Below are 287 nucleotides of genomic sequence, written 5' to 3'. Positions count from 1 at the left end.
AGCGCCGCGCCCAGCCGGGCGGTCCGCGGACCGGGCCTGCGCAGGGCGGTGGTGAGCGTCGTCAGGCTGACCGCGCCGGTGGCCGGCAGCGCGGGCAGCCTCAGCACCAGGGCCGAGAGTGCGAGGAGCGAGGCGCCCGCGGCGAGGAGGAAGGCGGTCCGCCAACCCGCGAGGTGGCCGACCTGTGCGCCGAGCGGCAGGCTGACGACGGTGCCGGCCGAGATCCCGGCCGTGATCAGTGCGGTGGCCCGGTGGGCTGCGCGCGCGGGAACCAGTCGGACGGCGAC

At 78.4% G+C, this 287-nt stretch carries 1 protein-coding gene; it reads right to left on the bottom strand.

Annotation, left to right across the window (positions count from 1 at the left end; all coding sequences use genetic code 11):
- Nucleotides 1-287: MFS transporter (locus LO771_RS30395; RefSeq protein ID WP_230748385.1), on the bottom strand; the 287-nt coding region annotated here is incomplete at both ends.

This window comes from Streptacidiphilus sp. ASG 303 (genome assembly GCF_020991365.1).
Lineage (GTDB): Bacteria > Actinomycetota > Actinomycetes > Streptomycetales > Streptomycetaceae > Peterkaempfera.
Note: the sequence above shows the minus strand (reverse complement) of the source record. Positions and strands in the feature narration are given on the sequence as shown.